Source organism: Sphingomonas sp. MMS24-J13 (assembly GCF_044905095.1).
In the GTDB taxonomy this organism is placed as follows: Bacteria; Pseudomonadota; Alphaproteobacteria; order Sphingomonadales; family Sphingomonadaceae; genus Sphingomonas_I.
Genome location: NZ_CP173258.1, coordinates 4,019,201 through 4,045,626, shown reverse-complemented (window position 1 = coordinate 4,045,626; position 26,426 = coordinate 4,019,201). Strand labels below are relative to the sequence as shown.

Genomic DNA, 26,426 nt, shown 5'->3' with positions numbered 1-26,426 from the left:
GGTGCCGAGCGAAGGTTAATTCTGCGGCGCGGGCTCGGGTTCGACACGCACATCGACCGCCAGCGCCTCGCCGCCCCCGCCGATCCGCGCGCCCGAGATCGGCGCCGCCTCGCGATGATCGAGCCCGACAGCCACGCGGACATAACTTTCGGTCGGGCAGCGGCCCTCGAAGGCGTCGAAGCCGATCCAGCCATAACCCTCGACGAACATCTCGACCCAGCCATGCGCGGCGTGCGCATCCTTCTCGTAGGGCCGGTAGATATGCCCCGCGACGTAGCGTGCGGGATAACCGGCATACCGCGCGGCCGCGATCAGCAAATGGGCCGCACCCTGCGCATCGGCCCTGCCCTCGGCGAAGCAGGCAGCGGCACGCCGATCCAGCGCGGGATCGGGATCGATCAGCACCAATCTGTCATGCACCGCCTCCGCCAGCACATGCGCACCCGGCAGACGATCGGTACCGAGGCCAAACGAATCGACGAAGTCCCGGATAGCGGCATCGGGCGTGGTCAGCGCGGTCGGCTGGAGGAAATAAAGGGGCGGGAGCGGCTCGGGCGTGGCGCCGATCATCCCGGCGCGATCCTCGGTCAGAACCTCGCCCGAGACCGTGATCGCGATCCGGTCGATCGGCCCATCGACATAAAGCATCGTGATATCATTGCCGTAGCCATCGCGCGCGGATTTGAGCCGGGCATCATGATCGACCTCGATCGACCAGCTGATCACGCTCTGGCCAAGATGATTGCCCGGGGTCAACCGCAGCAACTGGACCAGCCGTCGCTGCGGTTCGGTGTAGAAATATTCGGTGCGGTGCTGGACGTAGAGGCGCATCGCCACTGCCTTTAGCGATATCCGCCGCGGCTGAGAACCGTCACCCGAAACGGAATTGCTGCGCGATGGCGCGATCGAGCTGCGCATTCTCGACGACGAAGCCCTCGAGATATTCGTGCAGCCCCTGGCCGAAGATCGAATCGATCGCGGTACGGCTGAGCGTCGCCTGGCGGCGGCGTGCCATCCGATCGGCCTCACCCTGGCGGCCGAGGCGCCGGCCGATGAAGGCCAAATGGCTGACGATCTCGTCGGTCGCGCCCGCCAGACTGCGCGGCATTTCGGGGCGCAGCACCAGCATCTCGGTCACTTGCCACGGCTTGAGCCCGTTGCGGTAGAGCCAGCGATAGGCGGTGTTGGCTGAAACGGTGTGGAGGATCGTCGTCCACTGATCGCGATCGATCACGCCGCCGACCTTCTCGCCCTCGGGCAGGAGCAGGTGATATTTGACGTCGATCAGCCGCGCCGTGTTGTCAGCGCGCTCGATCGCGGCGCCCAGCCCGATGAAGGCATAAGCCTCGTTGCGCAACATGCGGTGGAGCGCGCCTTCGAAGCCGCGCGTCTCGGCGCGGATCATATCGATCAGGCGCAACGTCTCCTCATAGCCCCCGGTCGTGGCAAGCCCGCGAAGACCGAGCCAAGCGCGATTGATCGTCTCCCACGCGTCGCGGGTAAGCGCGGTGCGGACCGATTTGGCGTTGGAACGCGCGGCGTCGAGACAGGAGCGGATGGAGCTGGGATTTTCAGGGGATAGCGTGAGGTAGCCCGACACGGCCTGTGGTTCGTTGGGCAGGCCGGTCGCGGCGAAACCGGCATCGGCGGCGGTGACGAGCAGGGCGCTTTCCCATGCCGCCTGGCCGGCAGGCCGCGCGGAGAGGGCGTCGAGGCGGAGCGTCGCCTCGATCAGGCGCGAGGTGAATTCGGCCCGTTCGACGTAACGGCCGATCCAGTAGAGCGACGAAGCGGTGCGCGAGAGCATGCCCTAAAATTCTCCTCGGAGCTTGCTCATCATCCCTGCCTCTGAAACTGGCTTTGGAACGATCCTCCTGTATCCGACAGGATCAGGCTGTCCTTCGTGCCGCCACCCTGGCTGGAATTCACCACCAGCGATCCTTCCTTCAGCGCGACGCGCGTCAGCCCGCCGGGCACGATATTGACGCCGTCCGACCCGGTCAGCACGAATGGCCGGAAATCGACATGCCGCGGTGCCACGCCGCTCTCGGTCAAGGTCGGCACCGTCGACAGGGCCAACGTCGGCTGGGCGATGTAGCGCTGCGGCTCCGCCTTCAGAGCGGCGCGGAACTGTTCGATCTGGGCTTTGGTTGCGGTCGGACCGACGAGCATGCCGTAGCCGCCCGATCCATCGACCAGCTTCACCACGAGGTGCTCGAGATTCTCGAGCGTGTAGGCCAGTGCCTGCGGCTCGCGGCAGCGATAGGTCTCCACGTTGGGAAGCTTCGCCTCACCGCCCGAATAATAACGAACGATCTCGGGCATGTAGGAGTAGACCGCCTTGTCGTCGGCGATCCCCGTACCGGGTGCGTTGACCAGCGCGACATTGCCCGCGCGATAGGCCGCGATCAGCCCCGGCACGCCGAGCAGGGATTCCGGCTTGAAGACGAGCGGATCGATATAGTCGTCGTCGATCCGCCGGTAGATCACATCGACCCGCACGCGACCGTCGATCGTGCGCATCCAGACGATATCGTCGTCGACCTCGAGATCGGCCGGCTCGACCAGTTCGATCCCCATCGAATTGGCGAGGAAGCTGTGCTCGTAGAAAGCCGAGTTGAAATGGCCGGGGGTCAGCAGCACGCAGACCGGCTCGGTGGCGTTGCGCGGCGCGACTGATCGCAGCGTATCGCGCAGCTGATCGGGGTATCGATCGACCGGGCAAACGCTGAAGCGATGGAAGATTTCGGGGCAGAGCCGCAGCATCGCCTCACGATTCTCGAGCATATAGGAGACGCCCGAGGGGGTACGGGCATTATCCTCCAGCACGAAGAAATCGTCGGGCCCGGTGCGCACGAGATCGATACCGCAGATATGCGCGAAGACGCCATGAGGCGGCCTCACCCCATGGAGGAAGCCGCGGAATTGCGGGTTGGCGAGGATCAGCTCGGGCGGCACGACGCCGTCGGCAATGATTTTCTGCGCGCCGTAAATATCGTTGAGGAAGGCGTTGATCGCCTCGACCCGCTGGACCAGCCCTTCGGACAATCGAGCCCACTCGGGTGCCGTGAAGATGCGCGGCACGATGTCGAAGGGAATGATGCGCTCGGCCAATTCCTCTTCACCATAAACGGCGAACGTGATGCCGAGCTGGCGGAAAGCGGCCTCGGCCGATTTCTGCCGGCGGTCCAGTTCGGAAAGAGGCGTGTCCTCGATCCAGCTTGCCAATTCGGTCAGCCCCGGCCGGCCTGTTCGCCCGCCGCCGCTCCCCCAGATTTCGTCAAACGCCGCCCTGTCCGTCATTTGCCTCCTGAACGCGCGAGAGCGCTGAAGGATACAGTGCATTTTATTCCGCGCTGCACAAGAGCGTGTTTTAACCATCGTCGCGCGGTTTAGCGCGCTTGTGTTCGCCAGCGCTTGATCGTGCGATCCAGGGTCGCGCGATCGGCCAGGGAATGCTGCCATTCGCCGGCGAAGGACGGATCGTGCGACGCGGGAAGGCGCTCGGGTTCGAGATCGTCGAACGCGAGCCGGATCGGGATCGCGACCGCCTCGCCCACCACCACCGCCTCGCGGTTGCGCAAGGCGGGGATCGCATCGATCAGCCCGCGCGCACCCTCTGGCACGGCGGCGCGTACCTTCCGCTGATCATGCTCGTTATTGAGCCGCATCGCGACGATCGTGCCGCACTGGGAGAGGACGCCTTCGGCCAGATCGGACGGGCGCTGACTGATCAGCCCGAGCGCCACGCCATATTTGCGGCCCTCCTTGGCGATGCGCTCCAGAACCGCCCGCGCGGGCGCCCATCCCTCGGCCGGGACGTAGCGATGCGCCTCCTCGCACACCAGAAGAACGGGGCGCCGATCGCTGCCGCGCGACCAGATTGCGTGATCGAAGATCAAACGGCCGAGCAGCGCCACGACCACCGAGGTGATTTCGGATGGAACGCCGGATAGATCGATGATCGCGATCGGCTTGCCCTCGCCCGGCAGGCGCAGCAGCCGTGCCAGCGTATCCGCCATGCTGTCGGCGACGAGCATGCCTGAGAACATGAACGCATAGCGCGGATCGGCCTTGATTTCGTCCAGCCGCGCCTTGAGCCGCATGTAAGGTGCGGCGCCGACCCCGCCTTTGTCGAGCTTGCCCATCTCCTGGGCAAGGATGCTGCCCAGATCGGAGAGAATATAGGGAATTGGGCTGTCGACGGTCAGCCGGGTCAGGCCCTCTGCGGCACGATTGCGCGCGCGCGCCGCGAGCAGGCATTTACCAAGGATGTCGCGATCCACCTGCCCTTCGGGGCCGCTCGCGGTCACCAGGATTTCCGCATGCTCAGCCGAGTTCATCAGCCAATACGGCAAAGCGAGATTGCCGACATCGAACACCGCACCGCGATCGCTGAACGAGGCGGCATATTCCCCGTGCGGATCGATCATGAGGATATGTCCCGCTGGCGCAGCATCGCAGATCCGGTGAAGAATGAGCGCAGTGCTGCTCGATTTGCCGGTGCCGGTCGAGCCCACGATCGCGAAGTGGCGACTGAGCAAGGGATCGACGTAAAGCGCCGCGCGGATCCCCGCGGTCTGCTCGACCGTCCCGATCGTGATGTGCGGGCGGCTGTCGGTGGCATAGACCTGCGCCAGATCGCGTTCGTTCAGCGGCAGCAGCGGACAGCCCGGCATCGGCAGCCGGGTAACGCCCCGCTGGAAGGCCACCAGCATGCCGTCGCGATCCCGGCCCTCCCCGATGAAATCGATCGTGCCCAGCAGCAGATCGCTGTCGGCATCGGCCAGCCGCAAGGTGCGCAACTGCGCCACGATCCAGCGGTCGCCGATGCGGAGCTTGAGATGGCTGCCGATCGCTCCGGGCTCGACCCAGCCGTGTGCCGCAGCGAGCGACAACAGCCGTGCGTCGAGCGTTATCTCGGCTGCGGACCCGGCGATCGCGATGATGCGGCCGATTTCAGGAACTTCGGTGCTGGCGGCGGCCAACGTGATGGTATGCGCGGTCATATCCGCACGTTAATCCGCCAGCCGTTAAGACTCCTTCAGCGTGCGCGACGACGGAAGGCGATGGCGGCGATCCAGCCGAGCAGCAGCGACAGCCCGATCGCGACCAGCCCGTAGAGCAGGGGTTGCGCCTCGGCCGCACCGGCGACGAAGCGTTCGAACCCCGATTTGCCGATCGCAATATCGCGGCTGGCGGCGGCGATGACGCGGCCGTTTCGGATCAGGAAGGTCTCGGCGGTGTAATTGCCGACCGGCACGCGCGCCGGGATCGGCAGCGCGGCCCGATACAGCACGCCCTCGCGGATCGAGACCGCGCCGATATGTTCGGCATAGAGGCCGTTACGACGCTTGAGATCGATCAGTCCCGTCTCGAAGCGCGCTTGCTCGTCCGCGCCGGCGCCGTTGGCGGGCGACAGGAGCAAATCGTTGATGCCGAGCTCGTAGATGGCAGCGGTGCGCGGCGACACGACCGTATCGAGCGGGCGCGAAGTGGCGACCGCGTAGAAGCTCGGCACCGACCGAAAGCGCTCGCTCGCATGATTGACCCATATGCCGGCAACCTTGGCCTTTTCGCGCACCAGCAGCGCTTCGGACGGCCCCTTCACCACCACCGCAATCTCGGTATCGGGCGAGGGCCGGGTGCCGGCGGGGTAGAGAATCGCACCGAACAACAGCAATTGCGCCCCGGTGAAACTGTAGGCGATGTCGATTCGCGTATCGGAGACATCCGGGACGAGCCGGGGCTCGGCCGCGCCGAGGAGCAACGGCACCACCGCCAGCAGAGCCAGCTGCCTCACAGCGTCTGTACCGTATAGATCGCATCGGGCTGCCAGGTGAGGCCCAGCGCCATGCGGATTGCGACGAACAGCACGATCACCGCGAGGATCATGCGCGCCACCTCGGGGCGTACCTTTTGCACCAAATTCGATCCGATCTGCGCGCCGGTCACCGATCCGACCAGCAGCAGGGCCGCCAGCACCAGATCGACCGCATGCGTTGTGAGCGCGTGGACGAGCGTGGTGGTCGCGGTGACGAACAAACCCTGGAAGAGCGAGGTACCGACCACCACGCGGGTCGAGACACCGAACAGATAGATCATCACCGGCACGAGGATGAACCCGCCGGACACGCCCATCAGCACGGTCAGCAGCCCCGAGACGAAACCGAGAATGAAGGGTGCGAGTGGCGAAATATAGAGACCCGCACCATAGAACCGCCAGCGGAACGGCAGCGCCGCGATCAATTTGCGATGCTTCTTCGGCGAGACGGCGGGCGCGGTGCCACGCTTCTGCGCGACCAGCGTCGTGACCGATTCGCTCGCCATCGTGATCCCGATCCAGCCGAGCAAGGCAACGTAGAGGATGCCGACCACGGTATCGATCTGCCCGCTCTGCTGGAGCACGCGAAACACCCCGCCGCCGGCGAGCGACCCCATCGCGCCGCCCGCCACCAGCACCCAGCCCATGCGGAAATCGACACCCTTGCGGCGCGTATGCGCGAGCAGCCCCGAGACGCTGGCGCCGGTAATCTGCGTCGCCGAGGAGGCGACCGCGACGGCGGGCGGCACGCCATAGAAGATCAGCATCGGCGTGATCAGGAAGCCGCCGCCGACCCCGAACATGCCCGAAAGAACGCCGACCCCGACGCCCAGCAGCACGATCACCAGGATATTGACCGACAGACCGGCAATCGGAAGGTAAAGGTGCATGGCGCATGGTTAGAGGGGTTCGCCAAGCCCGTCATCCCCGGTGTATGGCGCGACCATGACTGAATTTCTCATCCGCCCGGGTCTGCCGCGCCTTGCCTACAATGTCCGCGCCGGCCGCGGCCCGACGATCGTGTTCCTGCCCGGCTATGGAGCGGACATGACCGGCGGCAAGGCGCTCGCGCTCGATGCCTGGGCGGAAGCGACCGGCCGGGCGATGCTGCGCCTCGACTATCGCGGCTGCGGCGAGAGCGAGGGCGTGTTTGCCGAAGCCGCGCTCGACGATTGGCGCGACGACGCACTCGACCTGATCGACACGCTGACCGAAGGCCCCTTGCTGCTGGTCGGCTCGTCGATGGGCGGCTGGCTCATGCTGCTGATTGCAATCGAACGGCCGGAGCGTGTTATCGGCCTGGTCGGCATCGCGGCCGCGCCCGATTTTACCGAGTGGGGTTTCGACGACGATGTGCGCGCCCAGATCGAAGCCGATGGGCTGATCGCGCAGGAATTGGCTTATGATGACAGCGTCCAGATCTTCACCCATGCCTTCTGGAGAAGCGGACAGGCAAATCTGTTGCTCGACGGGATGATCGCGATCGATTGCCCCGTGCGCCTGCTGCATGGGCTCGATGATACGACCGTACCACCATCGATCGCGTTCCGGCTCGGCCGCGCGCTGCGTTCAGCCGATGTGCAGACCATATTGATCAAGGAGGGCGACCATCGCCTGTCGCGCCCGCAGGACCTGGCCCTGCTGAAAACGACGGTCGCCGCATTGATCGAGAGCCTATGATTCCGCTCGTCCTGCTCGCCGCCGCCCTCCCGCTCGCCCAGATCCAGGGCGATGGCGCGCGCTTCAAGGCTTGCGTTGCGCTGGCCAAGAAGGATCCCGCGGCCGCGATCGAGCAGGCCGACGAATGGGCCAAGCGCAGCAACAACGTCCCTTCGCGCCATTGCCTGGGGCTTGCCTTCGTCGCCGCCGAGCGCTGGGCGCCCGCGGTACTGACATTCGAACAAGCCGCACAGGAAGCCGAATTGCAGCAGGATGGGCGCGCCGCCGATCTGTGGAGCCAAGCCGGCAACGCCGCGCTTGCCGCCGACGATGCCGCCAAGGCGCGCGGCTATTTCGATCACGCCCTGGTGCTGCCCACCTTGGCGCCGGTGATGAAGGGCGAGATCTGGCTCGATCGGGCGCGCACCGACGTGGCGTTGAACGATCTGCCGCAAGCCCGCATCGATCTCGACAAAGGGTTGGCGCTGGTTGCTCAGGATCCGTTCGGCTGGCTGCTCTCGGCGACGCTGGCTCGCCGCCAGAATGATCTGCCGCGTGCGACGAAGGATATCGCGACTGCCGTCAGGGCTGCGCCCACCGATCCCGCGGTGGCGCTGGAGCAAGGTAATATCGCCGCTGCGAGCGGTCAGATGGAGGCGGCGCGCAGTGCCTGGACCCGGGCAGCGCAACTCGCGCCCGGCGAGCCCGAGGGCAAGGCGGCCGCCGCCGCACTGGCGCAGATGCCGGCGTCGAGCGATCCGCCCGCAAAATAGCCTCTTCCCGATTTCGCCGGCGCGCGCTTAAGGGTGCGAACGCCGTTGCCGGAGATGCCCGCCATGAAATATCTTCACACCATGATCCGCGTGTCCGATCCGGACGCCACCATCGCCTTCTTCGAACTGCTCGGCCTCAAGAAGGTGCGGCAGATGGATAGCGAGAAAGGCCGCTTCAGCCTGATCTTCATGGCAGCACCGGGCGACGAGGATGCGCAGGTCGAGCTGACCCACAATTGGGATGAGAAGGGCTATGACGGCGGCCGCAATTTCGGCCACCTCGCCTACCGCGTCGACAATATCTACGAGACCTGCCAGCGGCTGATGGATGCCGGCGTCACGATCAATCGCCCGCCGCGCGACGGCCACATGGCGTTCATCCGCACGCCCGACAATATCTCGATCGAGCTGCTCCAGGACGGCCATCTCGAGCCGGCCGAGCCGTGGGCGTCGATGCCCAATGTGGGGTCGTGGTAGGCCAACCCAATCGCTTGCTCATGTCGCGCTCGTCACGCGCGATGATGACCAGACGCTGGCTTTCTCGATGGGCAAGCTTCGCTTCGCACTGGCTGAGGACAGGTTTCTGCCCGAGCCGGACAAATGCTGGCTACCGTCATTCCACCGACGTGCATGATCGCGGCGAAATGGGAAGGCCCTGAGGGGCCTCCCAGCTCAGGCGGCGTAGCTGACCGCACGGACCTTCGTACGACGCATCGCCGCTCCGGTCAGGCCGAAGCCCGCGATCATCAGGACCCAGGTGGTCGGCTCTGGTATACCCGAGATCGGGTTGATGGATGCGAAGCCCGAGATGATATGACGGGTGAGGCCGCCCGATCCGCAATAGTTGCCGCGGCACTCCTTCGAGGTGGTCAGCAACGCATTGCTAACCGTACCGACATTCAGATCGCTGGCAAAGTACAGCTGCATCTCATCCCGATAAGCGTTGAAATCGAAGGTCAGCGACGTCGCCGTGTTGCCCGTGCTGGTGGTTGCCGGTGTATAATTCATGCCGGTGAAGATACCGTCGGCGGTCGTCAGATTGGGGTTTGCGATATAGCCATATTGGTTGATGTCGAACGTGCCGGTGATCGTGGCACCGTCATCGAACGTGCCACTGACATACCAATGCACATCGGCCCTCGCAGCGGTGGACACCAGCGCCGTTGCGGCAATCAATGCTACATGAAAGGGCTTACCCATCTTCCATTCCCCCGAATTAGCGGCTGCCAATCTACCTCATTTTGAGGTTAATGTATATTAATACTTCAGAGGCGCGACTGGGGTTTGACCGGACAGGTAATCGCGGCAGATCAATGCATTGCCTGCCACAGCAAATGGCTGCCGAGCCCTACCATCAAGACGTAAGCGATGGTGTAGAACGCGCGCCCGCTGATGCGACGGATCACCCACACGCCTGCCAGCGTGCTTGCCGTCGCCAGCGGAAGCAAGGCCGCCGAGACGATCAAGGTCTCCCGCGTGAATGCGCCGAGCGCGATATAGGCCGGCACCTTGGCCCAGTTGACGATCCCGAACAGGATCGCACCGGTGCCGACGAAGGTGGCATGGGGCAGCTTGCGCGGCGCCACCCACATCTGGAAGGGCGGACCGCCGGCATGCGCGATCTCGCTGGCGAAGCCCAGGCCGACACCGAACAACGTGCCGACCCAGCCGGGCGATTGCGACGGCGCCACCACCCGGCCGCCGCGCTCTATCCACAGCCGATACAGGCCGAAGCCGAGCGTGATCGCCCCGAGCGCGGCCATTACCGCATCTTCGCGCAGCATTGCCGCGAACCACCAGCCGATCAGGATGCCGACGACCGCGCCGGGCAGCATCCAGCCGATGACCCAGCCGTCCCATGATTTGCGGAACGACCAGATGCTGACCACGTCCTGGCTGATCAGGATCGGCAGCAGGATCGCCGCTGCCGGCACCGGCGGAATCACGAGCGCGATGAGCGGCGTGCCGAGAGCGCCGAGTCCCGACAGCCCGCCCTTGGCAAGCCCGACGAGGATCACCGCGAGAATGGCGACGATCAGGAAATGAATATTGGTGAGGAGCGTCATGAGGCGATGCGGATTACCGGCATCGTTACGCTACTGGAACCCCACGGGCCATATCGTCATGCCTGCGAAGGCTGGCATCTCTCAGGAGGCAAGCAAGCGCCCCGACGCGGAGATGCCAGCCTTCGCTGGCATGACGTATCAGGTCAAAACAGCCCCGGCACCTCGCGCTGGGCGGTATCCGGGCGGGTCGGGGTCAGGAGCAGGCGGTGGCCGGCACTGGCCGACAAGGTCGTCTGCTGATCCGTTGCGATCTTCGTGCAAGCCTTGCCTTCGATGAAATCGAGCGCGGCGCGGGTCGAGGCTTCAGCCGGATCGCCCATCGGATGGTTCACGTCGTCGGCCGCCTGGCAGCTCGCCTCGAACACGCTGGCGAGGCCAGTATAATAATTCGCCGATCCGGCGGCATTCTGGACAGCAAAAGCGATGATGCGGAAACGATCGTCACACGCCGATCGATCGATCGCGATCTGGCCGACCGGCTTGCCATAGGTGTTGGTGCCGATCAGCCCGGCATTGGCATGAAGGAACGGCACGAACGCATTGGCGACCAGTTCGCTCGCCGAGGCGGTGCCGCCGGTGCCGATGAAGGCGATCTTCATCGCCGAGATCGATTCGGGCTGGGCCGCGAAATAGGCCGTGGTGTTGTTCGACGATTTTTCGGGGCGGTAGGTCAGCTTCTCGATCACGTCGGTGGTCGCGCGATTGCCGCCCAGCAGCCGCGCGAACGTCTCGGCTATCGAGATCAGACCGCCACCATTGTAGCGCAGATCGACGATCACCTGCGTGACTCCCGCCGCCTGGAACTGGAGGAAGGCCGACCGCAGCGCAGGATCGGCGGTGCTGATGAAGGTCCGCAGGTTGACGTAGCCGACCTTGATCCCGCCGTCGGAGATGATCTTGGCGCCATAGCGCGACGAGACCGGGGTCAGCGAATAATCGCTCTTGGTGACCGAGACGTTGCGCGTGCCGGCGCTGTCGCTCACGCGCAGCAGCCGGGTCGTCCCCGCGGTCGAGGGGCCGAGAGCATCGGTGACGCCGGCCGTGCCCGAACTCGCGATGATGTCGCTCACCTGGCGCAGGTCGGAGGTGCTGGTGCCGATCGCGATGATCTGCGTGCCGCGATCGATCCCGGCGGCAAGCGCAGGCGCGCCTTCGAACAATTCGGTCACGACCGCGGTACGCGCCGCCGCGTCGGTCGCGATGCGGAAGCCGAAACCCGCGCTCGATCCAGAATTGTAATAAGCATCCTCGCCCGAGATCGAGGTCAGATAGGTGAAATAGCGATCATGCCCCTGCGCCCGCGCGGTAGCGGTGAGCGAGTCGATATAATCCTCGACCGTGGTGTAGGCTGACGGATTGGGGTTCGAAGGCAAGGTATCGGGGAAGAGATACCATTCCTGAAGCTGCGCCAGCGCCCAATTCTGGCGATCCAGCAGCGAACAGGTTGCAGGCGTGGTGGTGGTGCCGCCACCCGATGCGCCGCCGCTGGACGCGCTGCTGCTGCTGCCCGATCCGCCGCCGCCGCCGCCGCATCCCGACAGCAAGGCGAGCAGGCCAAGAATAGCCCCTGCCCATGGCCGCTGTCTCAAGCTCGTCAGTCCCATTGGCGCGAACTTATCGGCGGGCCGCAGGCCTGTCAGGCAAATAATAGGGGGAAACGCATCCGGAGCGGTAGGATTCCTTCTTTCCACCGCGGTTGAGACAAGTACGCCCTCTTGGCCCGCGATCCGCGACGCGGAACGTTTCCACTCTTACTTCCTTGATCGGCCCGGCAGGCTTAACGGCATCGGGCCAATCAAGGCGAAGGAGATCAGGCAGCGGTCAGGGTAGCGCCGGTCAACTCGCCTTCGTCTTCGCCATCCCAATAATGGATGCGGTCGGCGCGAACGCGGATCATCGCGACGCCCGGCGTATCGGGGCCTTGATCGAACCAGCGATCGAGTTCCTTCGTCCAATGCTGGGCGAAAGCGGCCGTATCGCGGATGATCTCGGCTTTGCCTTCCACCGCGACGAAAAATGGACGCATGCCGAACAGCCCGGCCTTGCCCAGGAAGGAGAGCGAAACCTGCGGATCGGCCTCGATATCGGCCACCATGCGGGCGCGATCCCAGGTGAAATAATAGCTGTCGCCATCATAATCGACCTCGCGATTGTTGCTCATCGGCCGTGCGCCGATCGCCCCCCCTTGCGTATGGGTCGAGAGCATCGCAAAATCGATGTCGCGCATCTTTTCGGCGAGCTCGGAAAGCGTCTTGGCCATGGCAAAACTCCGCGTGGGATACAGGTACGACGATGCAACGCATCGCGCCGCCACATCTTTCCCACAGGCTCGACTCGTCCTCAACACGAGAACATAATGAGAACATTGTTCGAGTCGGAGGTCATCGTGGACGTGCTTCACCGCCTGTTTTTCGCCCTCAAACCGCCGGTCCGCGAGGGACGGCTGATCGGGCTCGTGCGCGATCAGATGGCGGAGGTGCATACGCCCGTCAGCAACGACCGGCTGCACATGACGCTAACGATCACCAACGATTATCGCCGGCTCGACGATGCGCTGGTCGATCGGATGATGGCGATCGGGGAAACGATCCAGGGGGAACCCGTGCCGGTGCGGCTCGATCGCCTGTCGGGGAGCATGAAGTCGGTCGCGCTGCGCCCAACCGGGCAACCGCGCGAACTGGCCGATCTCCAGCGGCAGCTCGGGAAACTGACCGACTATTGGGGAATCACGCGCGCCGAATGGACGTTCAATCCCCATATGACCTTGCTCTACTGGGCGGGCCAGCCGTTCATCCGCCCGGTCGCGCCGACCGAATGGCGGGCGGAGGAGTTCGTTCTGATCCACTCGGTGGTCGGTGCGACGCGCCACAATGTGCTCGGGCACTGGCCGCTGGTGCAGCGCCAGCAATCCTTGTCGCTATTCTAGCGCCGGCAATGCCCAGTCGATCGGCTTCTGGCCGTGCTCCTTGAGGAAGGCGTTGGCCCTGCTGAAGTGGCGGCAGCCGAAGAAGCCGCCATAGGCCGAGAGCGGTGAGGGATGGACCGATTTCAGAACGAGGTGGCGCCCACCCCGATCGATCGAATCGACGAACGCGGCTTTCTTCTGGGCGTAGCTGCCCCATAGCATGAAGACGACCGGACGGCTCTGCGCATTGACGAGACGGATGACCGCATCGGTGAAACGCTCCCACCCGCGCCCCTGATGCGATGCCGCCATCCCGCTCTGTACCGTCAGCACCGAATTGAGCAGCAGCACGCCCTGTTCGGCCCAATGTTCGAGGAATCCATGTCGCGCGGGGGGGATGCCGAGATCGCTTTCGAGTTCCTTGTAGATATTGACCAGGCTCGGCGGGGGACGGACGCCGGGGCGGACCGAGAAGCAGAGGCCATGCGCCTGCCCCGGCCCATGATAGGGATCCTGACCGAGGATCACGACACGGACATTTTCGAGCGGTGTCAGGTCGAGCGCGCGGAACCATTCGGAGCCCTTCGGGAAGATGGCCTTCCCCGCCGCTTTCTCGCCACGCAGGAACGTGCCGAGCGCCTCCATGTAAGGACTTTTGAATTCCCCGCTGAGCTTGTCGCGCCAGCTTGAATGCAGCTTTACTTCGGCCATGCACGCTCCCTCGGCACGCAACGAATGTCGTGCAAAGCGGCCCGCTGTCAACGGCGGCGCTTGGCACGGGCGCATCGGCACTTGCATCCCGACCCGATCCAACTATCGGCGACGCCATGCGTTTTTCGCTGAAGAGCCTGACCGTCTCGGATCGCTGGTTCAACCGGCTCGTCGTCGGCGCGATCGCGCTCGGCTTCCTCGCGTTGCTGTCAGCCGGAATATCGGCCCTGGAGTCGGTCCGCGAAAATCAGATCTGGGTCCGGTGGGCGGGCCACACCTACAAGGTCGAGCACGAACTTTCGAACTTCACGGTCATGGTCGAACGCGCCGAAACAGGGCGGCGCGGCTATTTGCTGTCGGGCGCACCCAATGCCTTGCGTACCTATGTGGAATCGAGCCGGGAACTGATGCCGTCGCTGGCGCGGATCAAATATCTGACGCGCGACAATCCGCAGCAGCAAGCCAATGTCGCCATCCTGATGCAACGCACCCGCAGCGATATCGCGATGATGGAGCAATCGGTTCAGCTGATGCGGTCGGGCAATGCCGAGGCCGCGCGCGAAGCGTTTCGCGACACCATCCCGATGCAGGTCATGCGATCCGTGCGCGAGGCCGCCGCAGCGATGACCGCCGAGGAGAACCGTCTACTCGCCGAGCGCGATAGCGATCAGGCCAGAAGCCTGCACATTTTCTATGTCACCATCGGTGTCGCAGGCATCATCCTGCTGGTCGTCGGCAGCGCATCGATGTGGCTGATCCTGCGTTACACCCGCGATCTCACCACGTCCCGTGATGCGCTGCGCGATCTCAACGCCAATCTCGAGGGCGCCGTGCGCGAACGAACCGCCGATCTGCAGCGTGCAAACGAAGAGATTCAGCGTTTCGCCTATATCGTCAGCCACGATCTGCGCGCGCCGCTCGTCAATGTCATGGGCTTCACCGCCGAGCTCGAGACGGCGGCCAAATCGCTCGCCCGCCTGGTCGACAAGGTCGAGGAGGTCGTACCCGACAAGATGGAGCGCGAATGGGCCGATGCCGCAAGGCTCGATCTGCCCGAGGCAATCGGCTTCATCCGCACCTCGACCCAGAAAATGGATCGGCTGATCAATGCCATCCTGCGCCTGTCGCGTGAAGGCCGCCGCCCGATCACGTCCGAACAGCTCGACCTGCGTGATGTGTTGCAGGGCATCGCCAATTCCCTCAAGCATCGTGCCGACGAACTCGGCATCGAGATCATCGTCGGATCGCCGATGCCGGATATTTACAGCGACCGGCTGGCGATCGAGCAGATTTTCTCCAACATCATCGAAAACGCCACCAAATATCTGAAGCCCGGCCGCGCTGGGCGGATCGAGATCAAGGGCAGGATCGAGCGCGGGCGCATCGTGATCGAGATCAAGGACAATGGCCGCGGCATTGATCCAAAGGACCATGATCGCATTTTCGATCTGTTCAGGCGATCAGGCGTACAGGATCAGCCGGGTGAGGGCATCGGACTCGCGCATACCCGCGCTTTGGCCTATCGGCTGGGCGGCACGATCAACGTTGAATCGCAATTGGGTGAGGGAGCGACCTTCCGGGTCAATCTCCCCAGAATTTATGCGGGCGAGCAAGGGGCCAGTTCATGAATAACCAGCAGCCGGTCAACATCATCATGATCGAGGATGATGAAGGCCATGCCCGCCTGATCGAGAAGAATATCCGGCGCGCCGGCATCTCGAACGACATCCATCATTTCACCGACGGCACCAGCGCGCTCGACTATCTGTTCAACGCCGCCGATGGCCCGACCCACAATGGGCCGGCCTTGATCCTGCTCGATCTCAACCTGCCCGACATGAGCGGGACCGACATCCTGAGCAAGATCAAGACGGAGGGCGGCCCGCTCAGGCGCACGCCGGTGGTCGTTCTCACCACCACCGACGACAAACTGGAAATCCAGCGCTGCTACGATCTCGGCTGCAACGTCTACATCACCAAGCCGGTCAATTATGAAAGTTTCGCCGACGCGATCCGCCAGCTCGGCCTGTTCCTGTCGGTGATCCAGGTCCCGGACGTCGCCGAGGATTGATGGCGTCGGCCGCCGCGCTCCCGCGGATCCTCTACATCGACGACGACGACGGTCTGCGCCGGCTGGTGCGGCGTGCGCTCGAACGCCGCGGTTATGACGTCGAAGGTGCGGGCAGCGGTGGCGAAGGCGTCGCCAAGGCCGCCGTCGGGCATTACGATCTGGTCGCGGTCGATCATTATATGCCGGGCATGGACGGGCTCGCGACGCTCCAGGAATTGATGGCCCTGCCCGCCCCCCGCCGGTGATCTATGTCACCGGATCGGAGGAAAGCCGCATCGCCGTCGCCGCGCTGAAGGCCGGTGCGATCGACTATGTGGTGAAGACGGTCGGCGAGGATTTCTTCGATCTGCTCGCCCGCGCGATCGATCAGGCACTGGTGCAGGTATCGCTCCGCGCCGAGAAGGAACGCGCCGAGACCCAGCTACGCGAGAGCAACGAGCGGCTCCAGGCGATGCTGCATGAGGTCAACCACCGCGTCGCCAACAGCCTCCAGCTCGTCTCCGCCTTCGTCCATATGCAGGCGCGCAACGCGAGCGAGGGCGCCAAAGCAGCGCTGGCCGACACGCAACGCCGGATCGGTGCGATCGCGCAGGTCCATCGCCGGCTCTACACATCGGACTCGGTCGATTCGGTCGACATGGCCGAATATCTGAGCGCACTGGTCGGCGAGCTGCAGGAAACCTGGTCGACCCCCATGGCGCCGCGCCTGCTCAGCTTCGCGGCCGATCCGGTGCGGCTGGGCACCGACAAGGCGGTCGCAGTCGGCGTGATCGTCAACGAACTCGTTTCGAATGCCTGCAAATATGCCTATCCGGCCGATGGCGCCGGTGCGGTCCGCGTCGCGCTCACGCGCGAGGGCGAGGATTTCGTGCTGCTGGTCGAGGATGATGGCTGCGGCATGCCGGCCGACGGCGCGATCAAAGGCACCGGGCTCGGCTCCAAACTGGTCGGCGCGATGGCCGCGACGCTCAGGGCAGCGATCGCTTATGATTCGACCCATGGTGGTGTCCGCGCCACCTTGCGCGCCGCCTGCTGAGGCGATGCGTCAGGCGAGTGGCAGCCTCGAGGTCGCGACCAAAGGCCCGCGGCTCTATGAGATTACCCGTGATGTCGCTCGCTGGGTGGACGGCCAGGGCATCGAGACCGGCCTGCTTACCTTGTTCTGCAGCCACACCTCTGCCTCGCTGCTGATCCAGGAGAATGCCGCGCCCGAGGTGAAGGACGATCTGGTCGATTTCTTCGCGCGGCTGGCACCGGAGAGCCGCGACTACGCGCATGACGACGAGGGGCCGGACGACATGCCCGCCCACCTCAAGGCCGCGCTGACGCAGGCTTCGCTGTCGGTGCCCGTCGTCGGCAACCAGATGGGGCTCGGCACGTGGCAGGGCATCTATCTGTTCGAGCATCGCCGCCAGCCGCACCGGCGCACGGTGCTGATCCACCTGATCGGCGAATAGCTCAGTCCACGTCGGCGGGGGCGCCCTTGAACCCCTGCGCGATCACATACCATTCGGACGAATCCTTGCGGCTCGCCGGCGGCTTGGCATGTTTGACCGTCGTGAACATGCGCTTGAGCTCTGCGACCAGAGCATGATCGGCGCCGCCGGCCAGCACCTTGGCAACGAACGCTCCGCCTGGCGCCAGCACCTCGCCCGCGAACATCGCCGCAGCCTCGACCAACCCCATCGTGCGCAGATGATCGGTCTGCTGGTGGCCGACGGTGTTGGCTGCCATGTCGGACATCACCAGATCGGCCTTGCCGCCCAGTTCCTCGGCAAGGAGGGCGGGCGCCTTGTCGTCCATGAAATCCATTTCGAGGATGGTCACATCCTCGATCGGATCGGTCGGCAGCAGATCGATGCCGACGATGCGCGTATGGGCGTTCTGACGACGAACCACCTGGCTCCAGCCGCCCGGCGCGATGCCGAGATCGATCACGCGTTTGACCCCGCGCAGCAGGTGGAAGCGCTCGTCGAGCTCGATCAATTTGTAGGCCGCACGGCTCCGATACCCCTCGGCCTTGGCGCGGCGCACATAAGGATCGTTGAGCTGGCGTTCGAGCCAGCGGGTCGATGCCGCGGTGCGATTGCGCGCGGTCTTGACGCGCTGGCGCCCGCCGGTTCCGCCCCGGCTCATCGCCGCACCAGTTCGTGCGCCATCAACGTGCGCAATATGCCCTCGCGGATACCGCGATCGGCGACGCTCAGCCGCTCGGCCGGCCAGAGATCGAGGATGACCTCAAGGATCGCGCAGCCCGCAACGACCAGATCGGCGCGTTCGGTGCCGATGCAGGCCAATTCGGCACGTGCCGCCACCGACATGCCCGCCAGCCGCTGGCTGAGATCGCGCATCGCCGTCGATGGCACGATCAGCCCGTCGACCGCGCGCCGATCATAATTCGGCAGGTCGAGATGGAGGCTGGCAAGCGTCGTCACGGTCCCGCTGGTACCGAGCAGCCGCCCGGGCCGCGCGCCACGCCGACGCAACGTCTCGGCAAAAGGGGCAAAGGCATCGGCGACACGCTGGCGCATCCTGCCATAAGCGACGCGAAGCTCCTCCTCGCTCGCGCCGATATGCGGCTCGCTTTCGGAGAGCGACACCACGCCCCACGGGGCCGAGAACCAGTCGTCGATGCTTGGCGCCGCGCCCTTCTGCTCGTCGAGCAGCACCAATTCGGTCGATCCCCCACCGATATCGAACACCAGCGCCGCTCCGGTGCCGGGCTCGAGCAAAGCCTGGCAGCCGCTCACCGCAAGCCTCGCCTCCTGTTCGGCGGTGATGATTTCCAGCCGGATGCCGGTCTCGGCCTGCACCCGCGCCACGAAATCGCGCCCGTTGGTAGCGCGCCGGCACGCCTCGGTCGCGACCGACCGCACGAGGGTGACATTGCGGCGGCGAAGCTTGTCGGCGCAGATGGCGAGTGCGGCGACTGCGCGATCCATCGCCGCGTCGGACAGATATCCGCTCGCGGCCAGCCCCTCGCCGAGCCGAACGATACGCGAGAAGGCGTCGATCACGACGAAGCCGTCGCCCTGCGCACGGGCGATCAGCAAACGGCAATTGTTGGTGCCGAGGTCCAGCGCGGCATAAGTGCCACGTTGCGTCTGCCCCTTGGGCCTGCGGGGCAACGGCGCCACGCCGCGGCGGATGCCGCCGGACGCAGGCGCCGCCCTCTGCGCGCGCTCTGCCATGTCCTTACACTCTTATCTTATCCGGAAACGACCGATGCCGCCGGTACTTGATCCCGACGCTAGAGATTCCCGCCGGATGCGGCAAGGGGTGCACCACCGCGTTGACAGGCCGCCGAGGCTTGCCTATCTGGCGCGCCTCCGGCGTTGCCCTGTCGTCTAATGGTAAGACCACGGACTCTGACTCCGTTAATTGAGGTTCGAATCCTCACGGGGCATCCAGCCGGCTCACCTCAAGCAGGTGCGAACAAGCAATGTTCTGGCAAGATCAGAAGCCGCATTCCCACACTTCGTCGCTCATCACGATCCGATCGGGTGCAAATCGCGGCAAACGATGGCGAACCTCACGGAGCTAAATCGGCGAGTCTCGCCGATCGGTGTAAGCAACAAGGAAGCGAGTTTGACCCCTAGCGACACCTACCGAAACTATGCCGCAGCCCAGCGCAAAGCGGCCCTCGAAACCAATCTTGCGAATCGTCGCGCAATGCACGAGCGCTCGGCCGAGGCTTGGGAAGCCATGGCCGCGGCGGCAGAGGACACGGTCGCAAGGACAGCGGTGAATCTGGCGGCAAAAGTCACGGCGTAGCGTCGCATCGATGCCGCGAGCGGCGTCCGACTTGCCGGATCGCCGCCCTTGCCCGTCAGCCGTCCGATCTGGCTCCATCATCGGCGAAGCCATCTTCCGCTGGCTCCTCGTCGCGCGTGGAATTTTCCTGAGGCGTGGTGCCGTCGTCCGCCATGCCAGCCGGGAGCGCGGAGGCATTCCGCGCCACGTCCGGGTCCTGCCGGCTATCGGCATTCCACTGCCGCTGTCCTGGCGCGACGTCCTCATTTTCGCGATCGAGCGTATCGCTCGGGTTGAGGGCCGCCCCTTTGGGCTGATGCTCGGTCGAAATATTTTCCTCGGCCGTACTCATGATAATCTCCTGGCTGGCAGAAGACCCAACGCGCGGCGGCGGCGGACGGCTCAAATGTTCCGGATTCAGTCGCCTGGGCGCCTCACCCCCGGTCGGCGCGAGGTGACTTCGGACGTGCGCAAGCAATGACACGCGGACCGGGGCGTGCCTTACCAATGGTTTGCTATCGTCCGACGCGGGAGACAGCGCCGCATGGGGACAGGCATTGCTGCGCATTTGCCGGGTATCTCCAGAGTCCTGAGGGCGCAGCGTGGAGCGCTGCTCTACGAAACCCACATCGTCAGCTTGTGAAGCTTCTGCACTTGAAAGGACGCAATCCGGGCGAACCGCGGCAGGACGGTCGGTTTCGAGGCTTTGGTCAAGGCCGAGGAAGCGCCCGCCGTCACCCCTGGCAACAACACGATCTCACGAGCAAAATTGGCCGCGGCTGTCAGCGCCACGGGCTAGCCTTGGGCACACTGGCGGTTGCGGTCGGGCGCGAAAGCTGATCGAGTTGGCCGAAAGGCAGCATATCCGATCGATCGTCGCCGAACAGCATCGGTCCGACAAGCAAGGCGACGTCGGCGGCTTCATCCGGATCGCCGATGCGATGGGCGATGTCGCGGACCTGCCCGCTCGACCAGCCATCGGGCCCGGCTATGGCGATCTTGTGCCCGGTCGTCGGAAGCTGCTCGAACTCGAAATCGCCGATCGGTTCGGCCGCCGCCCAGCTATTTCCCTGCAGCACACGTACCAGCATTCGCCCTTCTCCTGACAGTCGGCCGTCGGTCTGGCACGACGCACATGTCTTCCCGATGAAGCGGCGCTCCCCGCGCGAACTTGCGCGAAGTCGATCGCCCGTCCGAATCGTTATACAGGCACATGGGGAAGCCACGGATGCGCATCGGTTTGCTTTTTGTCCGGTGGCCACGTGCTGTGTTTAAGCGGCTTTGCCACCGCCAGGGCCATCCACATAGCCCGGCAATTGCCGTTACAAGGCAGACCGCGGTTCGTGCTCGGCCCCGCATGGCCGATCTGGATTCAACTCCCACAGGGCGGTCTCGGCCAGCGGGGAAACATGGTCCGCGGCCGGACCCTTCTCGGGCGCCCGATCAGCCGATCACGCCAATTGCAACGAGATCAGCCAGCGCATCGTCGTCGAGCCCCAGACGGTCCCTAAGCACGAATGCCGTATGTTCGCCCAAGCCCGGCGGCGGCAGCCGGTAGTCGACGGGAGTGCGCGACAGGCGGATCGGCGAGGCTACGGTGCGCACCGGATCCGCCAGATCGGCGCGATCCTGCTCGACGATGAGCCCGCGCGCTTGCGCCTGCGGATGTGCGAACACCTCGTCGATCCGGTTGACCGGCCCGCATGGCACCCCGCGCGCGGTGAGCCGGGGAATCCAGATCTCGGCCTCCTGTCCGGCGAGCGCTGCCGTCAGCGCCGCGACCAGTGCCGGGCGGTTGACCACGCGGCCGGCATTGCGGACGAAGCGCGGATCGTCCGCCAGGGCCGGAATGCCCAGCACCTCGACCAGATTGCGAAACTGCTGATCGTTTCCGACCGCAATAACGATATCCTCGCTGGCGGTGGGCAGCAGTTCGTAGGGCGCAAGGCTGGGATGCGCATTGCCGGTGCGCGCCGGCACACGATCGGTCGCGAGGAAGCTCGACGCCTGGTTGGCGAGCATGCTCACCTGCACATCGAACAAGGCCATGTCGACATGCTGTCCCAGCCCGCTCGCCCGCGCCTCGATCAACGCGGCGAGGATCGCACTCGAGGCGTACACGCCGGTCATCAGATCGGCGACCGCAACCCCGGTCTTCATCGGCACCTCGCCGGCATTGCCGGTGATCGACATCAGGCCGCCCATCGCCTGCATCACGAAATCATAGCCGGGCTGCGATGCCAGCGGGCCGGTCTGGCCAAAGCCGGTGATCGAGCAATAGACCAGACGCGGGTTGATCGCCGCGAGCGACGGATAATCGAGCCCGTAGCGCGCGAGCCCGCCGGTCTTGAAATTCTCGGTGAAGACATCCGCACTGGCCGCCAGGTCGCGGATCAGAGCCGCGCCGCGCGGATGCGCGATATCGATCGCGATCGAGCGCTTGTTGCGGTTGGCACCGAGATAATAGCTTGCCTCGCCCTCCCCGCCGTCGACGGAACGCACGAACGGAGGCCCCCAACGCCGCGTATCGTCCCCCTCGCCGCGCCGCTCGACCTTGACCACGTCGGCACCGAGATCGGCAAGGATCTGCGTCGCGGTCGGCCCCGCCAGAACCCGGCTCAGATCGAGCACGAAGACGCCGCTCAAGGGTCCTTTCGGCGCAGCCCTTTCCGATTTGTCGATCATCAGGACGCTCTTATGGCGAAGCGCCCCGGGTGCCTAGCCATCGGGAGCACGCAAGACGACCGGCCTACTGCAGCCGCTCGGCGCCCTTCACCTTTTCAGTCGCCGGAATTGGTGGCGGCTCATCGGTCCCCCAGAAGGGCTCGTGGCACGAGTCGCACGTCTCATCGAGGCCGCTGGCGATCTTGTAGAGCAAGGCGACATCCTTGGTCTGCGATGCACAATTCATCGCATCGGCATCCTCGTAGAGCTTGCGCGCCTTCTGATGGAAATCGTCCAGCTTCGCATTGACCCGGCCCTGCACCGTATCGGGCCCGACCGCATCCCACGCCGCGCCATCCTTGCTCTTCGTGCCGACCGCCTGCGAACCCAGGATCGGCTCGTTGGGATATGCGACGACGATCTTCTGCGCCGTGGCGAGGAAATCGGCGCGTTCCTTCATGCGGCGGCTGGCATCGGCGATCTCCTTCCAGTCGGCATCGCTGATCTTTTCAGGCACCAGCCCGTCACCGACCTCGTTATAGGCCTTGCTGGTGATGCCCCAGATCTTCTCGGCATCGGGCTCCATGATCTGCCGCATGGTCGCGTTGATCGATGGCGCCGGCTCTTCCGCCTTCTTCGAGCAGCCATAAAGCGCCAGCGCTGTCGCCACGACTATGATCGCGGTGCTCACCTTTACCATCCAAAACATTCCTCGACCGATATACCGTGGTGAGCCGGGTAGGCGCCGCGCGGAATGACCGCAATGCGGCGGTGGCCTATGAAACCGTTGGGTTACGGTTCCAAACCGCGATGCAACGCGCGTCAAACGCGCGCGACTGCCGCGACGAAATCCACCAGCGCATCGCGGCCCGATCCCGTCAGGCAAGCATCGACATCGAAGGCGTCGCGGACGAGCGCGGACGTAAGTGTGGTCGCGGTCGGGCCAAAGGCGATCAACGCGCCATCCAGCAGAACGGCGACATGGCTGGCATGGCGCGCCGCCAGCGTGAGATCGTGGATCGACGCGATCACCAATTTGCCGGCATCCGCCAGCGCCCGCAGCCGAACGACGCCCTCCAGAGCGTGACGTGGATCGAGACCTGCCAATGGCTCGTCGGCGATCAGGATATCGGGATCGCCGACGAGCGCCCGCGCCAGCATCGCGCGGCCCAGTTCACCGCCGGACAATGTCGTCACCGCCTGACCCCGTCGCCCGAGCATATCGCATGCCTCCAGCGCCGCGTTGATCTGCGCATCGAAGGCGGCAGGCAGCCCTCCGAAGGCGGGCAGTTGCGGGGTCAACCCGAGCGCCACCAGTCGCTCGACCGAAATCGGCCATTCCGCCCGCGCATCCTGCGGCAGGAACGCCCGCCGCTTGGCCAGGTCGCGTCGCGGGATCGACGCGAGGGGGCGATCATCGAGCATCACACCGCCGCCGTTCGGTGTAAGCAACCCGGCGAGAACCGCCAGCAAGGTCGATTTGCCGGCTCCGTTCGCGCCGAGCAACGCCACGAAGGAGCCCCCCTCCAGCGCCAGCGACACGTCGGCGAGGATTCTTCGGCCGCCGCGCACCACTGACAGTCCGCCCGCTACCAGGCGCGTCACGGCGACATCCGCTTCAGCCGCACCACCAGCCAGAAGAACAACGGGGTGCCGACCATCGACGTGAGCACGCCCAGTTTAAGCTCGTTGGCGGTGGGAATGATGCGGGTCGCGATATCTGCCGCCATCAGCAGCACCGCGCCGAGCAAGGCCGAGGGCAGGAGCAGCCGGCTCGGCTGGTGGCCGACGAACGGCCGCACCAGATGCGGTGCCACGAGGCCGATGAAACCGATCGCGCCGGTCACCGACGTCGCCGCACCCACCGCGAGAGCGGTGCCCGCCAACGCCAACGCACGGGTCCGACCGAGATCGATGCCGAGGCTTTCGGCCTGCGCCTCGCCCAAGGTTAGCGCGTCGATCGCGCGGCCCGTCAGCGCGAGCGCGATCCAGCCGATGATGATGAACGGCGCGGCGAGCCCCAGTTGACCCCAATCGCGATCGGCGAGCGATCCGAGCAGCCAGGTCGTGATCTCATAGGCAGCATAGGGGCTCGGCGCGAAATTGAGCGCGAGATTGAGCCCCGCGCCGGTCAGCCCGCTCACCGCCGCACCCGCGAGGATCAGGGTCAGCGTGCCGCCGCGCCCGAAGGTGAAGGTCAGCGCGCCGGCCAGCACTGCGCCGACGATGCCGAGCAACGGCGTCGCCAGCGCGAAGCTGCCCGACAGGCCGAAATAGATCGCGATCACCGCGCCGAGCGAAGCGCCGCTCGAAACCCCGAGCAGCCCCGGCTCTGCCAGCGGATTGCGTAGCAGCCCCTGCAGCGCCGCGCCGGCAAGGCCGAGCGTCGCCCCGACCATCAACGCGAGGATCGCACGCGGCAGGCGGAGCTCGGTCAGGATCAGCCACGCCAGATTGGGCTTGGGGGCGAAGATGCCGTCGATCAGCGCGGACGGCGACAGCCATACCCGGCCCGTCGCCAGCGACGCGAACATCGCGACTGCCAGCAGCAGCGCGATACCGACGATCATCGCCCACCGTGGCATCACCAGCCCACGCCGCCCTGCGGCAAGGCGGCGAAGGCCCGGTGCAGCGCGCGCACCGACTCGGCCGTCTGTGGCAGCCCGCACGACACCACCGGCGCAGGATAAGTGATGGTCCGCCGGGCGTAGAGGCGGCGTACGAGGGGATGACCGCCGACTTTGCTCCGCAGCGACGGCGCCGTCCATTCGTTGCGGCTTTCGATGATCGCGTCGGGCCGCGCCGCGATCAATTCCTCGATCCCGAAGCTGCTGTAATTCGCGTCCTGAAACCTGGCGGCGACGTTGGTGCCGCCCGCAACCCGGATCATCTCGTCGATCAGCGTCCCCTTGCCCGGCACGCTGCCCGATCCGCTCCACGCCGCCACGGTAACGATACGCTTCGGCTTGTGCGCGGCGAGATCGGCCAGGATCGCATCCATCCGCGCGATCATCGCCTCGGCTTTGGCGGGCTCGCCGACCAGGGCGCCGATTTGCCGCGTGACCTGCCTGATGTCCTGGAAACTGTTGACCGCCGGAATTTCGACCAGCCGCGCACCGATCTTCTTCGCCAGCCGCCGCGCGGCCGGGGTGGAATAGGTACCGGCAAGGATCAGGTCCGGCCGCTGCCGCACGATCTCCTCGGCCGTGCCATGGTTGATCGCGACCCCCCGATCGGCACCCGTCATGATCGCGGCAACGGCTTCGTGCGCGAGGTACGTGACCGAAGCGATCCTCTGCTTCGGCACCAGCGCCAGCAGCAGCAGATCGTTACACTGCATCATCGACATGATCCGCTGCGGCGGATCGGCCGCGCGCACGGGAGCGACGCACACGAACGGCAGGAGAGCAACAAGCGCCAGCGCACGGCGCGGTCGGGCCGGTCCTATCTTGTGCCGGGCGTCCTGACTCAAATTCGCCTCATGAGAATGCCGCGCGTCGGGGCTCCGTCCCGACTAATCGCCGGCGGAGGGTGTGTCACTCGCCTTAGCGTTTCGACTGGTTGGCGGAGAGCTGTCACCCAGCGACCATCGGCGCTGCCGTCTCACGGGTCGAGTGCCCACGTGGGCAAGCATCGGGTATCGGGAAAAGCGATGCCGGTGGTCCTGTGCGGACCACCGTAAACAGGCAGATGGCGGAGACGGAGGGATTCAAACTCAAGCTGTAAATGATTGATTTACCGCGAACTTGAGCTGCACTTTGCAAAGAACACCACGGGATGCCCCACGTCGATCTTTTCACCAGAAATTCAACGTTTGCGCCCAGCTTTTGGCTAGCGTCTCTCTATGGAACATACGCTGAGCATTCAAGACCAGCAACCGAAGGCGCTCGCACCAGGCGATCCTGTTCAATCAGCCCACCGAGCCCCGAGATCGTAATATTCCAGCCTCACTTTCGTGTCACCGGCGCGACAAAGCCGACCAATGCTTCTCCACGATGAT

29 protein-coding genes and 1 tRNA gene are annotated in these 26,426 nt (G+C 65.0%); 10 read left to right on the top strand and 20 right to left on the bottom strand.

Annotated features, from left to right (window positions below):
- Positions 1-15: 15 nt before the first annotated feature.
- The 6 genes from AB4Z44_RS18625 to AB4Z44_RS18600 form a co-directional block, all read right to left on the bottom strand.
- On the bottom strand, positions 16-831 hold the full coding sequence (locus AB4Z44_RS18625) for a transglutaminase N-terminal domain-containing protein (RefSeq protein ID WP_404711161.1): 816 nt from the start codon (positions 829-831) through the stop codon (positions 16-18).
- 40 nt (positions 832-871) lie between these two features.
- Positions 872-1,807 (bottom strand): alpha-E domain-containing protein, encoded by a 936-nt coding sequence (locus AB4Z44_RS18620; RefSeq protein ID WP_404711160.1) that lies wholly within the window; start codon positions 1,805-1,807, stop codon positions 872-874.
- Positions 1,808-1,836: 29 nt separating this feature from the next.
- Positions 1,837-3,303: a circularly permuted type 2 ATP-grasp protein gene (locus AB4Z44_RS18615; RefSeq protein WP_404711159.1), complete on the bottom strand. Its 1,467-nt coding sequence runs from the start codon at positions 3,301-3,303 to the stop codon at positions 1,837-1,839.
- Between the two features lie 89 nt (positions 3,304-3,392).
- The gene (locus AB4Z44_RS18610) at positions 3,393-5,009 is read right to left on the bottom strand and encodes an ATP-binding protein (RefSeq protein ID WP_404711158.1); all 1,617 of its coding nucleotides are present in this window, start codon (positions 5,007-5,009) and stop codon (positions 3,393-3,395) included.
- Positions 5,010-5,044: 35 nt separating this feature from the next.
- Positions 5,045-5,803, bottom strand: coding sequence for a TIGR02186 family protein (locus tag AB4Z44_RS18605; RefSeq protein ID WP_404711157.1), 759 nt, complete (start codon positions 5,801-5,803; stop codon positions 5,045-5,047).
- The gene (locus tag AB4Z44_RS18600; protein WP_404711156.1) at positions 5,800-6,714 is read right to left on the bottom strand and encodes a sulfite exporter TauE/SafE family protein; all 915 of its coding nucleotides are present in this window, start codon (positions 6,712-6,714) and stop codon (positions 5,800-5,802) included. Before AB4Z44_RS18600 ends, AB4Z44_RS18605 begins: the two co-directional genes overlap by 4 nt.
- 55 nt (positions 6,715-6,769) lie before the next feature.
- On the opposite strand from AB4Z44_RS18600, the gene AB4Z44_RS18595 reads away from it, so the two are divergent.
- The 3 genes from AB4Z44_RS18595 (at position 6,770) to AB4Z44_RS18585 (ending at position 8,733) form a co-directional block, all read left to right on the top strand.
- Positions 6,770-7,504 (top strand): alpha/beta fold hydrolase, encoded by a 735-nt coding sequence (locus tag AB4Z44_RS18595; RefSeq protein ID WP_404711155.1) that lies wholly within the window; start codon positions 6,770-6,772, stop codon positions 7,502-7,504.
- Positions 7,501-8,256, top strand: coding sequence for a tetratricopeptide repeat protein (locus AB4Z44_RS18590; protein ID WP_404711154.1), 756 nt, complete (start codon positions 7,501-7,503; stop codon positions 8,254-8,256). The genes AB4Z44_RS18595 and AB4Z44_RS18590 overlap by 4 nt, the downstream gene beginning before the upstream one ends.
- Before the next feature lie 63 nt (positions 8,257-8,319).
- A complete protein-coding gene (locus AB4Z44_RS18585; protein ID WP_404711153.1) occupies positions 8,320-8,733 on the top strand; it encodes a VOC family protein in 414 nt (137 codons plus the stop codon).
- A 195-nt stretch (positions 8,734-8,928) separates the two neighbouring features.
- Here AB4Z44_RS18585 and AB4Z44_RS18580 read toward each other — a convergent pair whose 3' ends face one another.
- The 4 genes from AB4Z44_RS18580 to AB4Z44_RS18565 all read right to left on the bottom strand — a co-directional run bounded on the left by AB4Z44_RS18580 (position 8,929) and on the right by AB4Z44_RS18565 (position 12,582).
- Positions 8,929-9,456, bottom strand: a complete 528-nt coding sequence (locus AB4Z44_RS18580) for a PEPxxWA-CTERM sorting domain-containing protein (RefSeq protein WP_404711152.1) — start codon at positions 9,454-9,456, stop codon at positions 8,929-8,931.
- A gap of 110 nt (positions 9,457-9,566) precedes the next feature.
- On the bottom strand, positions 9,567-10,322 hold the full coding sequence (locus tag AB4Z44_RS18575; protein ID WP_404711151.1) for a sulfite exporter TauE/SafE family protein: 756 nt from the start codon (positions 10,320-10,322) through the stop codon (positions 9,567-9,569).
- Positions 10,323-10,465: 143 nt separating this feature from the next.
- Positions 10,466-11,926, bottom strand: coding sequence for a S41 family peptidase (locus AB4Z44_RS18570; protein WP_404711150.1), 1,461 nt, complete (start codon positions 11,924-11,926; stop codon positions 10,466-10,468).
- Between the two features lie 206 nt (positions 11,927-12,132).
- A complete protein-coding gene (locus AB4Z44_RS18565) occupies positions 12,133-12,582 on the bottom strand; it encodes a pyridoxamine 5'-phosphate oxidase family protein (protein ID WP_404711149.1) in 450 nt (149 codons plus the stop codon).
- A gap of 96 nt (positions 12,583-12,678) precedes the next feature.
- On the opposite strand from AB4Z44_RS18565, the gene AB4Z44_RS18560 reads away from it, so the two are divergent.
- On the top strand, positions 12,679-13,248 hold the full coding sequence (locus tag AB4Z44_RS18560; RefSeq protein ID WP_404711148.1) for a 2'-5' RNA ligase family protein: 570 nt from the start codon (positions 12,679-12,681) through the stop codon (positions 13,246-13,248).
- Here the strand turns inward: AB4Z44_RS18560 and ung are convergent.
- Positions 13,240-13,938, bottom strand: a complete 699-nt coding sequence (ung, locus tag AB4Z44_RS18555) for a uracil-DNA glycosylase (protein ID WP_404711147.1) — start codon at positions 13,936-13,938, stop codon at positions 13,240-13,242. The genes AB4Z44_RS18560 and ung overlap by 9 nt on opposite strands.
- A 116-nt stretch (positions 13,939-14,054) precedes the next feature.
- Between ung and AB4Z44_RS18550 the strand changes: the two genes are divergently transcribed.
- From AB4Z44_RS18550 to AB4Z44_RS18530, 5 genes are read left to right on the top strand one after another with little or no spacing between them, the layout of a single operon-like run.
- Complete coding sequence (locus AB4Z44_RS18550) at positions 14,055-15,566, top strand: CHASE3 domain-containing protein (RefSeq protein ID WP_404711146.1); 1,512 nt, start codon at positions 14,055-14,057, stop codon at positions 15,564-15,566.
- A complete protein-coding gene (locus tag AB4Z44_RS18545) occupies positions 15,563-16,009 on the top strand; it encodes a response regulator (protein WP_404711145.1) in 447 nt (148 codons plus the stop codon). The genes AB4Z44_RS18550 and AB4Z44_RS18545 overlap by 4 nt, the downstream gene beginning before the upstream one ends.
- Complete coding sequence (locus tag AB4Z44_RS18540; protein ID WP_404711144.1) at positions 16,009-16,254, top strand: response regulator; 246 nt, start codon at positions 16,009-16,011, stop codon at positions 16,252-16,254. Before AB4Z44_RS18545 ends, AB4Z44_RS18540 begins: the two co-directional genes overlap by 1 nt.
- Entirely contained in the window at positions 16,251-17,045 is a 795-nt protein-coding gene (locus AB4Z44_RS18535) for a sensor histidine kinase (RefSeq protein ID WP_404711143.1), read from the top strand. Before AB4Z44_RS18540 ends, AB4Z44_RS18535 begins: the two co-directional genes overlap by 4 nt.
- A 4-nt stretch (positions 17,046-17,049) precedes the next feature.
- Positions 17,050-17,466 carry a secondary thiamine-phosphate synthase enzyme YjbQ gene (locus AB4Z44_RS18530; RefSeq protein ID WP_404711142.1) on the top strand — a complete coding sequence of 139 codons (417 nt, stop codon included), beginning with the start codon at positions 17,050-17,052 and terminating at the stop codon, positions 17,464-17,466.
- Between the two features lies 1 nt (position 17,467).
- On the opposite strand, the gene AB4Z44_RS18525 is transcribed toward AB4Z44_RS18530, so the two are convergent.
- On the bottom strand, positions 17,468-18,145 hold the full coding sequence (locus AB4Z44_RS18525; protein WP_404711141.1) for an RlmE family RNA methyltransferase: 678 nt from the start codon (positions 18,143-18,145) through the stop codon (positions 17,468-17,470).
- On the bottom strand, positions 18,142-19,200 hold the full coding sequence (locus tag AB4Z44_RS18520; protein WP_404711140.1) for a Ppx/GppA phosphatase family protein: 1,059 nt from the start codon (positions 19,198-19,200) through the stop codon (positions 18,142-18,144). The genes AB4Z44_RS18525 and AB4Z44_RS18520 overlap by 4 nt, the downstream gene beginning before the upstream one ends.
- 145 nt (positions 19,201-19,345) lie before the next feature.
- Here AB4Z44_RS18520 and AB4Z44_RS18515 point away from each other — a divergent pair.
- A tRNA-Gln gene (locus AB4Z44_RS18515) sits at positions 19,346-19,419 on the top strand.
- Positions 19,420-19,838: 419 nt separating this feature from the next.
- Here the strand turns inward: AB4Z44_RS18515 and AB4Z44_RS18510 are convergent.
- The 7 genes from AB4Z44_RS18510 to AB4Z44_RS18480 form a co-directional block, all read right to left on the bottom strand.
- Positions 19,839-20,114: a hypothetical protein gene (locus AB4Z44_RS18510; RefSeq protein ID WP_404711139.1), complete on the bottom strand. Its 276-nt coding sequence runs from the start codon at positions 20,112-20,114 to the stop codon at positions 19,839-19,841.
- A gap of 430 nt (positions 20,115-20,544) precedes the next feature.
- On the bottom strand, positions 20,545-20,853 hold the full coding sequence (locus AB4Z44_RS18505) for a hypothetical protein (protein WP_404711138.1): 309 nt from the start codon (positions 20,851-20,853) through the stop codon (positions 20,545-20,547).
- Positions 20,854-21,205: 352 nt separating this feature from the next.
- The gene (locus AB4Z44_RS18500) at positions 21,206-22,447 is read right to left on the bottom strand and encodes a CaiB/BaiF CoA transferase family protein (protein WP_404711137.1); all 1,242 of its coding nucleotides are present in this window, start codon (positions 22,445-22,447) and stop codon (positions 21,206-21,208) included.
- A gap of 64 nt (positions 22,448-22,511) precedes the next feature.
- On the bottom strand, positions 22,512-23,126 hold the full coding sequence (locus AB4Z44_RS18495) for a cytochrome c (RefSeq protein WP_404711136.1): 615 nt from the start codon (positions 23,124-23,126) through the stop codon (positions 22,512-22,514).
- Positions 23,127-23,248: 122 nt separating this feature from the next.
- Entirely contained in the window at positions 23,249-24,031 is a 783-nt protein-coding gene (locus AB4Z44_RS18490) for an ABC transporter ATP-binding protein (RefSeq protein WP_404711135.1), read from the bottom strand.
- Positions 24,028-25,011 (bottom strand): FecCD family ABC transporter permease, encoded by a 984-nt coding sequence (locus AB4Z44_RS18485; protein ID WP_404714275.1) that lies wholly within the window; start codon positions 25,009-25,011, stop codon positions 24,028-24,030. The genes AB4Z44_RS18490 and AB4Z44_RS18485 overlap by 4 nt, the downstream gene beginning before the upstream one ends.
- Positions 25,011-25,898 carry an ABC transporter substrate-binding protein gene (locus tag AB4Z44_RS18480; protein WP_404711134.1) on the bottom strand — a complete coding sequence of 296 codons (888 nt, stop codon included), beginning with the start codon at positions 25,896-25,898 and terminating at the stop codon, positions 25,011-25,013. The genes AB4Z44_RS18485 and AB4Z44_RS18480 overlap by 1 nt, the downstream gene beginning before the upstream one ends.
- Positions 25,899-26,426: the final 528 nt, after the last annotated feature.

Bases quoted from the DNA above. Each gene is read 5' to 3' on its own strand.
- AB4Z44_RS18485 (WP_404714275.1), bottom strand. From the start codon at position 25,011: ATGCCACGGTGGGCGATGATCGTCGGTATCGCGCTGCTGCTGGCAGTC.
- AB4Z44_RS18500 (WP_404711137.1), bottom strand. From the start codon at position 22,447: ATGATCGACAAATCGGAAAGGGCTGCGCCGAAAGGACCCTTGAGCGGC.
- AB4Z44_RS18590 (WP_404711154.1), top strand. From the start codon at position 7,501: ATGATTCCGCTCGTCCTGCTCGCCGCCGCCCTCCCGCTCGCCCAGATC.
- AB4Z44_RS18570 (WP_404711150.1), bottom strand. From the start codon at position 11,926: ATGGGACTGACGAGCTTGAGACAGCGGCCATGGGCAGGGGCTATTCTT.
- AB4Z44_RS18495 (WP_404711136.1), bottom strand. From the start codon at position 23,126: ATGGTAAAGGTGAGCACCGCGATCATAGTCGTGGCGACAGCGCTGGCG.
- AB4Z44_RS18585 (WP_404711153.1), top strand. From the start codon at position 8,320: ATGAAATATCTTCACACCATGATCCGCGTGTCCGATCCGGACGCCACC.
- AB4Z44_RS18600 (WP_404711156.1), bottom strand. From the start codon at position 6,714: ATGCACCTTTACCTTCCGATTGCCGGTCTGTCGGTCAATATCCTGGTG.
- AB4Z44_RS18615 (WP_404711159.1), bottom strand. From the start codon at position 3,303: ATGACGGACAGGGCGGCGTTTGACGAAATCTGGGGGAGCGGCGGCGGG.
- AB4Z44_RS18580 (WP_404711152.1), bottom strand. From the start codon at position 9,456: ATGGGTAAGCCCTTTCATGTAGCATTGATTGCCGCAACGGCGCTGGTG.
- AB4Z44_RS18575 (WP_404711151.1), bottom strand. From the start codon at position 10,322: ATGACGCTCCTCACCAATATTCATTTCCTGATCGTCGCCATTCTCGCG.
- AB4Z44_RS18625 (WP_404711161.1), bottom strand. From the start codon at position 831: ATGCGCCTCTACGTCCAGCACCGCACCGAATATTTCTACACCGAACCG.
- AB4Z44_RS18610 (WP_404711158.1), bottom strand. From the start codon at position 5,009: ATGACCGCGCATACCATCACGTTGGCCGCCGCCAGCACCGAAGTTCCT.
- AB4Z44_RS18520 (WP_404711140.1), bottom strand. From the start codon at position 19,200: ATGGCAGAGCGCGCGCAGAGGGCGGCGCCTGCGTCCGGCGGCATCCGC.
- AB4Z44_RS18530 (WP_404711142.1), top strand. From the start codon at position 17,050: ATGCGTCAGGCGAGTGGCAGCCTCGAGGTCGCGACCAAAGGCCCGCGG.
- AB4Z44_RS18595 (WP_404711155.1), top strand. From the start codon at position 6,770: ATGACTGAATTTCTCATCCGCCCGGGTCTGCCGCGCCTTGCCTACAAT.
- AB4Z44_RS18510 (WP_404711139.1), bottom strand. From the start codon at position 20,114: ATGAGTACGGCCGAGGAAAATATTTCGACCGAGCATCAGCCCAAAGGG.
- AB4Z44_RS18525 (WP_404711141.1), bottom strand. From the start codon at position 18,145: ATGAGCCGGGGCGGAACCGGCGGGCGCCAGCGCGTCAAGACCGCGCGC.
- AB4Z44_RS18545 (WP_404711145.1), top strand. From the start codon at position 15,563: ATGAATAACCAGCAGCCGGTCAACATCATCATGATCGAGGATGATGAA.
- AB4Z44_RS18505 (WP_404711138.1), bottom strand. From the start codon at position 20,853: ATGCTGGTACGTGTGCTGCAGGGAAATAGCTGGGCGGCGGCCGAACCG.
- AB4Z44_RS18550 (WP_404711146.1), top strand. From the start codon at position 14,055: ATGCGTTTTTCGCTGAAGAGCCTGACCGTCTCGGATCGCTGGTTCAAC.
- ung (WP_404711147.1), bottom strand. From the start codon at position 13,938: ATGGCCGAAGTAAAGCTGCATTCAAGCTGGCGCGACAAGCTCAGCGGG.
- AB4Z44_RS18560 (WP_404711148.1), top strand. From the start codon at position 12,679: ATGAGAACATTGTTCGAGTCGGAGGTCATCGTGGACGTGCTTCACCGC.
- AB4Z44_RS18620 (WP_404711160.1), bottom strand. From the start codon at position 1,807: ATGCTCTCGCGCACCGCTTCGTCGCTCTACTGGATCGGCCGTTACGTC.
- AB4Z44_RS18565 (WP_404711149.1), bottom strand. From the start codon at position 12,582: ATGGCCAAGACGCTTTCCGAGCTCGCCGAAAAGATGCGCGACATCGAT.
- AB4Z44_RS18540 (WP_404711144.1), top strand. From the start codon at position 16,009: ATGGCGTCGGCCGCCGCGCTCCCGCGGATCCTCTACATCGACGACGAC.